At 73.0% G+C, this 8169-nt stretch carries 1 protein-coding gene; it reads left to right on the plus strand.

Annotated features, from left to right (window positions below; translation table 11 throughout):
- The coding region (locus ACWEQL_RS38955; protein WP_452155760.1) for an amino acid adenylation domain-containing protein at positions 1-8169 on the plus strand (8169 nt) is incomplete at both ends.

The following is an 8169-nucleotide window of genomic DNA, read 5'->3' on the forward strand; positions in this document are numbered from 1 at the left end:
CCCGAGTACATGGTCCCGGCCGCGTTCGTCACCCTCGACACCGTCCCGCTGAGCAACAGCGGCAAGGTCGACACCCGCGCCCTGCCCTCCCCCGATCTCGACGCGTTCACCACGAGCGGCTACACCGCCCCCCGCACTCCGATCGAAGAGCGTCTCGCCGCAGTCTGGGCCGAGGTCCTCGGCCTGACCCAGGTGGGTGTCGAGGACAGCTTCTTCGACCTCGGCGGCGACTCCATCCGCGCCGTCCGCCTCGTCGGCGCCCTCCGCGCGGCCGGCTATGACGTCTCCATCCCGGACGTCTTCGAGCAGCGCACCATCGCCGCCATGGCCGCCGCCCTCCCGGGCGTCGGCACCGGCGAATCGCTGATCACCGCCGTCCAGCCCTTCGCCCTCATCGGCGAGGACGACCGCAACGCCCTCCCGGCCGACGTCGTCGACGCCTACCCGCTCTCGCAGGCCCAGACCGGCATGCTCGTCGAGCTGATGGCCTCGGGTGATCGCGGGCTCTACCACAACCTCAACTCCTTCCGGGTCGCCGAGTCCATCGGCTACGCGGAGGAGGAACTCCGGCGCGCGATCGACATCCTGGCGGCACGTCATGAGATCCTGCGCACCTCGATCGCACTGTCCGGGTACTCGCAGCCGCTGCAGCTCGTCCACGCCTCGGCGCGGATCCCGCTCACCACCGTCGACCTGCGCGGCCTCACCTCCGAGCAGGTCCAGGAGCGGGCCCGCGGGTACGTCCGGCAGGAGCGTGCGGCGGGCTTCGGCCTGGCCGCCGCCCCGCTGCTGCGGATCGCCGCGCACATCGAGTCCGACCGGGCCTGGCACCTGACCTTCAGCCACAGCCACACCGTGACCGACGGCTGGACGCTCAACTCCCTGCTGATGGAGCTCCTGGACGTCTACCAGGCCCTGTGCGACGGCCGCGAACCAGCAGCCTACGAGGTGCCGGCCGTCCGCTACGCCGACTACATCGCCGCCGAACAGGCCTCCCTGGCCGACCCCGCCGACCAGGACTTCTGGCAGCAGGTCGTCGACGAGCACAGCCCGCTGGTCCTGCCTGGCAGCTGGGCGGACCAGGCGGCGCCGCAGGCCTCGGCCGGCCGGACCGTCGACTACGCCGACCTGGAGGACGGCCTGCGCGTCCTCGCCACCCGGGCGAAGACCTCGCTCAAGAGCGTGCTGCTGGCCGCGCACCTCAAGGTGATGTCCGCGCTCACCCCCGACGAGGCCTTCCACACCGGCGTGGTCTATCACGGCCGGCTGGAGGCCCCCGGCGCCGACCGTGTACTCGGCATGCACCTCAACACCCTCCCCTTCCCGGCCACCCGCGGCGCCCGCACCTGGCGCGAACTGGTCGAGCGGACGTACGCCACCGAGACCGCCATCTGGTCCCACCGCCGCTACCCGCTGCCCGCCGTCCAGCGCGCCGCGGGCGGCGCCGCGGGCCTGGTCTCGACCCTCTTCGACTACCAGGACTTCCACCAGGTCGACACCGGGAGGGTCGGCGGCGGCATCGGCATCGACGGCGGCCTGGACGGCGGCGGCAACGAGTTCGCCCTGATGGCCATCGCCGGCAACGGGCGACTCGGCCTCGCCGCCGGCACCGCCGCCCTCGGTGGCAGTGGCCTGGAGCGGCTGGCCGCCCTCTACCGGCTGGTCCTGGAGTCGATGGCGGCCGACCCGGACGGCGACGCCCTCGCCGTCCCGCTCCCCGAGGCCGACCGCCGGCTGCTCGCCGAGTGGCAGCGGAGCACCGAGCAGCCCGTGGACAACTGCCTCCACGAGCTGTTCGCCGCCCGGGCCGCCCGTACCCCGGACGCGGTCGCCCTCACCAGCGGTGACCTGAGCCTCACGTACGCGGAGCTGGACGAGCGGGCCAACCGGATCGCCCACCACCTCACCGCCCTCGGCGCCCGCCCCGACACCGTGGTCGGCGTCAGCCTGGAGCGCGGCCCGGACCTCGTCCCGGCCCTGCTCGGCGTGCTGAAGTCCGGCGCGGCCTACCTACCGCTGGACCCCTCCAACCCGGCCGACCGCCTCGCCTACATGCTGGCCGACGCCAAGGCCGAACTCCTGGTCACCCACTCCTCCTTGGACGTGCTGGAGTTCCCGGGCACCCGTGTACTCATCGACGCCCATGCGGAGGAGATCGCGGCCCGCCCGGCGACCGCCCCCGTGACGGACGTGCGCCCGGACAACCTGATCTACGTCATCTACACCTCCGGCTCCACCGGCCTGCCCAAGGGCGTCAGCCTCACCCACGCCAACGTCGCCCGGCTGTTCACCACCACCCGCGAACAGCTCGCCTTCTCGGCCGACGACGTGTGGGCGCTGTTCCACTCCTACGCCTTCGACGTCTCCGTCTGGGAGATGTGGGGCGCCCTGCTGCACGGCGCCCGCCTGGTCGTCGTCCCGCCCACCGTGAGCCGCTCCCCGCACGACCTGATCGACCTGCTGGTCCGCGAGCGGGTCAGCGTGCTGTGCCAGACGCCCTCCGCCTTCCGCGCGCTGTCCGGCCTGGCCGAGCAGGACGACCCGCGGGTGGACGAACTCGCCCTGCGCGCCGTCATCTTCGCCGGCGAGCGCCTCGACATGGCCGAACTCCGCTCCTGGACGGCCCGCAAGGGCACCGAGCACCCGGCCCTGGTCAACATGTACGGCCCCACCGAGATCACCGTCTACGCGACCCACCACGTGATCACCGCCGACGAGGTGGCCACCTCCCACCGCAGCAACATCGGCCACTCGCTGGGCGACCTGAGCATCCACCTGCTGGACCCGGCCGGCCACCCGGTGCCGGTCGGCGTGCCCGGCGAGATGTACATCGGCGGCCCGGGCCTGGCCCGCGGCTACCTCGACCGGCCCGGACTCACCGCCGAGCGCTTCGTCCCCGACCCCTTCGGCGCCCCCGGCTCCCGTCTCTACCGCACCGGCGACCTCGTCCTGCGCCTGCCCGACGGCGCCATCGACTTCCTCGGCCGCATCGACGGCCAGGTCAAGATCCGCGGCTACCGCGTCGAGCTCGGCGAGATCGAGGCCGCGCTGGGTGCCTGCGCCGGGGTGCGCCAGGCCGTGGTCACCGTCCGAGAGAACGCGGCGGGAGAGAAGTCCCTGGTCGGCTACGTCGTCACCGGGTCCGCCGGCGCGGGGGCCGACACGGCCGCGCTGCGTGCCGCGCTGGCCGTCACGCTGCCGGAGTACATGGTCCCGGCCGCGTTCGTCGCCCTGGACGCCCTCCCGCTGAGCAACAGCGGCAAGCTCGACCGCCGTGCCCTGCCCGCCCCGGACCTCGACGCCTTCACCACCGGCGGCTACACCGCGCCACGCACTCCGCTGGAGGAGCGTCTGACCGCGATCTGGGCCGAGGTCCTCGGCCTGACCCAGGTGGGCGTGGAGGACAGCTTCTTCGACCTGGGCGGCGACTCGATCCGTGCCGTCCGCCTGGTCGGAGCGATGCGCGCGGCCGGCTACGACGTGAGCATCCGCGACGTCTTCGACCACCGCACGGTCGCCGCGCTGGCCGCCACGGTCGGCGACGGCGGCGCGTCGCTGATCACCGCCGTCCGGCCCTTCGCGCTGATCGCGGAGGAGGACCGCAACGCCCTCCCCGCCGGCATCGTCGACGCCTACCCGCTCTCGCAGATCCAGACCGGCATGCTCGTCGAGCTGATGACCTCCGGCGACCGCGGGCTCTACCACAACCTCAACTCCTTCCGGATCCCCGACGCCCACCCCTTCGACGCCACCGCCATGCGTGGCGCACTCGACCTCGTCGCCGACCGCCACGAGATCCTGCGCACCTCACTGCACCTCGCGGACTACTCCCAGCCCCTCCAGCTCGTCCACGCCACCGTCCGGTTCCCGCTCACCGTCCACGACCTGCGCGGCCTCACCCCCGAGCAGGCCGGGGAACGGGCGGACGCGTACGTACGGGAGGAGCGCGCGGCGGGCTTCGACCTGACGGCCGCCCCGCTGCTGCGCTTCGCCGTGCACATCGAGTCCGACCAGGCCTGGCGGGTCACCACCAGCCACAGCCACACCGTCACCGACGGCTGGACGCTCAACTCCCTCCTCATGGAGCTCCTGGACGCCTACCAGGCCCTGCGCGACGGCCGCGAACCGGCAGCCTTTGTGGCACCCGCCGTCCGCTACGCCGACTACATCGCCGCCGAACAGGCCTCCCTCGCCGACCCCGCCGACCAGGCCTTCTGGCAGCAGGTCGTCGACACCCACAACCCCCTCGCGCTCCCCGCCGGTTGGGGCGGCGAGCCGGGTGGACAGGTGAGCCACCGGGTGCCGTTCGCGGACCTGGAGGACGGGCTGCGCGAGCTGGCCGCCCGAGCGAAGACCTCGCTCAAGAGCGTGCTGCTCTCGGCCCACCTCAAGGTGCTGTCCTCACTCACCCCGGATGCCGCCTTCCACACCGGGGTGGTCTACCACGGCCGTCTGGAGGCGCCGGGCGCCGACCGCGTACTCGGCATGCACCTCAACACCCTCCCCTTCCCGGCCAGTCGGGGATCGAGGACCTGGCGCGAGCTGGTCGAGCGGACGTACGCCACCGAGAGCGCCATCTGGTCGCACCGCCGCTACCCCCTGCCTGCCATCCAGCGCGCCGCCGACAACACCCGCGAGCTGCTCACCGTCCTCTTCGACCACCACGACTTCCACCAGGTCGACACCGCCACCGTCGACGTGGACGGCGGGATCAACGACGGCACCACCGAGTTCGCGCTCAACGCGATCCCCTCGAACGGGTACTTCAACCTGACCGGCTCGACGGAGTACTTCACCGCGGAGAGCCTGGAGCGGCTGGGCGCGATGTACCGGCTGGTGCTGGAGGCCATGGCCACCGACCCGGACGGGGACGCGCGTGCCGCCCACCTGCCCGCGGCCGAGCTCTCCCTGCTGCTCGACACCTGGAACACCACCGTCGAGCAGCCCGTGGAGGAGTGTGTCCACGAGCTCTTCGCGGCCCAGGCCGCCCGCACCCCGGACGCCGTCGCCCTCACCAGCGGTGACCTGAGCCTCACCTACGCCGAGCTGGACGAGCGGGCCAACCGGATCGCCCACCACCTCATCGCCCTGGGCGCCGGCCCCGAGCGGATCGTCGGCCTCTCCCTGGAGCGCGGCCCCGACCTGATCCCGGCCCTGCTCGGCATCCTCAAGTCCGGCGCGGCGTACCTGCCGCTGGACCCGGCCAACCCGGCCGACCGCCTCGCCTACATGCTGGCCGACGCCAAGGCCGAACTCCTCGTCACCCACTCCTCCTTGGGTGAGCTGGAGTTCTCGGGCACCCGTGTGCCCATCGACGCCCATGCGGAGGAGATCGCGGCCCGCCCGGCGACCGCCCCCGTGACGGACGTGCGCCCGGACAACCTGGTCTACGTCATCTACACCTCCGGCTCCACCGGCCTGCCCAAGGGCGTCAGCCTCACCCACGCCAACGTGGTGCGCCACTTCGCCACCACCCGCGAGCAGTTCACCTTCCGGCCGGACGACGTGGTCACCCAGTCGCACGCCTACAGCTTCGACGTCTCCGTCTGGGAGATGTGGGCCGCCCTGCTGCACGGCGGCCGGCTCGTCGTCGTCCCCTCGTCGGTCGCCCGCTCGCCGCACGACCTCCTGGACCTCATGGTCGAGCAGCGGGTCACCGTCCTGCTGCAGACGCCGTCCGCGTTCTCCGGGCTCGCCGCGGCCGCCAAGGACGGCGACCCGCGGATCGACCGGCTGGCCCTGCGCCTCGTCGCCTTCGGCGGCGAGCGACTGGAGGCCGTCGAACTCCAGCCCTGGGTCGCCCGGATGGGGCTGGAGAACCCCGAGCCGGTCAACCTGTACGGCCCGACCGAGACCACCATGCACTGCGCCTACCACCGGGTCGGCGCCGAGGACCTCGCCGACCCGCGCCGCAGCGTCATCGGGCGCCCGGTCGGCGACCTCACCATCCACCTGCTGGACGCGGCCGGCCACCCGGTGCCGGTCGGCGTCCCCGGCGAGATCCACGTCGGCGGCCCCGGCCTGGCCCGCGGCTACCTCGACCGCCCCGGACTCACCGCCGAGCGCTTCGTCCCCGACCCCTTCGGCCCGCCCGGCTCCCGCCTCTACCGCACCGGCGACCTCGCCCGCCGCCTGCCCGACGGCACCCTGGACTCCCTCGGCCGCATCGACAGCCAGGTCAAGATCCGCGGCCACCGCGTCGAGCTCGGCGAGATCGAGTCCGCGCTGACCTCCCGCCCGGGCATCCGCGACGCCGTGGTGACCGTCCACGAGCCGGCCCCGGGGGTCAAGCGGCTGATCGCCTACCTGGTGGCGGCCGGGCCGCTCGACCTGACCGAGCTGCGCGCCCGGCTCGGCGAGAGCCTGCCGGAGTACATGGTCCCGGCCGGGTTCGTCCTGCTCGACCGGATCCCGCTGACCAGCAGCAGCAAGGTCGACGTGCGTGCTCTGCCCGCCCCCGACGCCGAGGCCTTCAGCGCCTCGGAGTACGTCGCCCCGCGCACCCCCGCCAAGGAGCGGATCGCCGCGATCTGGGCCCAGGTCCTCGGCCTGCCGCAGGTGGGCGTGGAGAGCAGCTTCTTCGACCTCGGCGGCGACTCGATGCGGGTCGTCCGCCTGGTCGGCGCGCTGCGCGCGGCCGGCTTCGACATCACCGTCCCCGCGGTCTTCGAGCACCGCACCGTCGCCGCGCTGGCCGCCACGGTCGGCGACGGCGGCGAGTCCCTGATCACCGCCGTCCGGCCGTTCGCGCTGATCGGCGACGCCGACCGGGCGATGCTGCCCGCCGACGCCGTGGACGCCTACCCGCTCTCCCAGGTGCAGACCGGCATGCTCGTCGAGCTGCTCGCCACCGCCTCCGCCACCGGGCGGAGCCTGTACCACAACGTCAACTCCTTCCTGATCAGGGACGGGCAGCCCTTCTCGCTGGAGGCCCTGCAGGGCGCCGTGGACACCGTGGCGGCCCGGCACGACATCCTGAGGACCTCCATGCACCTGGAGGGCTTCGGCGAACCGCTGCAGATCGTGCACGCCACCGCCGACTACCGGGTGGTCCTGGAGGACCTGCGCGGCCTCGACCAGGACGAACGGGCCCGGCTGAAGGGCGAGTTCCTCCAGCGCGAGCAGTCCCGGACCTTCGACCTCACCGTCGCGCCGCTGCTGCGGGTCTCCGCCCTCGTCGAGTCCGAGGGCTCCTGGCGGCTCAACTTCACCTACAACCACGCCATTTCGGAGGGCTGGAGCTACAACTCGCTGCTGATGGAGGTGCTCGACCGCTACCGCGCGCTGCGCGACCCGGGCACGCCGGACGCCTACGAGCAGCCGGCGGTGCGGTACGCCGACTTCATCGCCGCCGAGCGGGCCGCCCTCGCCGACCCGGCGACCCAGGCCTTCTGGCAGGGCATCGTCGAGGAGCACTCGCCCCTGACGCTCCCGGCCGGCTGGGCCGCGGAGGCGGGCGAGGCGACCCGCCGCCACCTCCAGGTGCCGTTCGCGGACCTGGAGGACGGGCTGCGCGAGCTGGCCGCCCGAGCGAAGACCTCGCTCAAGAGCGTGCTGCTCTCGGCCCACCTCAAGGTGCTGTCCTCACTCACCCCGGATGCCGCCTTCCACACCGGCGTGGTCTACCACGGCCGCCTGGAGGCCCCGGGCGCCGACCGGGTGCTCGGGATGCACCTCAACACCCTGCCCTTCCCGGTCACCCAGGGTGCCGCGACCTGGCGTGAGCTGGTCGAGCAGACGTACGCGACGGAGACCGCGATCTGGTCGCACCGCCGCTACCCGCTGCCCGCCATCCAGCGCGCCGCCGGGAACACCCGCGACCTGCTCACCGTGCTCTTCGAGTTCCTCGACTTCCACCAGGTCGACACCGACACGGTCGACGTGGACGGCGGCGTCAGCGACGGGATCAACGAGTTCGCGCTCAATGTCATCCCGACCCGCGGCAGCGTGAACTTCCACGTCTCCGCCGGGGTGCTGAGCCAGGCGAGCCTGGAGCGGCTGGGTGGGATGTACCGGCTGGTGCTGGAGGCGATGGCCGCGGACGCGGAGGGTGACGCGCGGGGGGTGTTCCTGTCGGAGGCGGAGCGGGCGGTGTTGTCCGCGCCGGTGCGGGAGGTGGCGTGGGCGTGCGGGAGTGCTCCGCAGGCACTGGCCGAGCGGGCCGGGGAG

This window comes from Kitasatospora sp. NPDC004240, assembly GCF_053603215.1.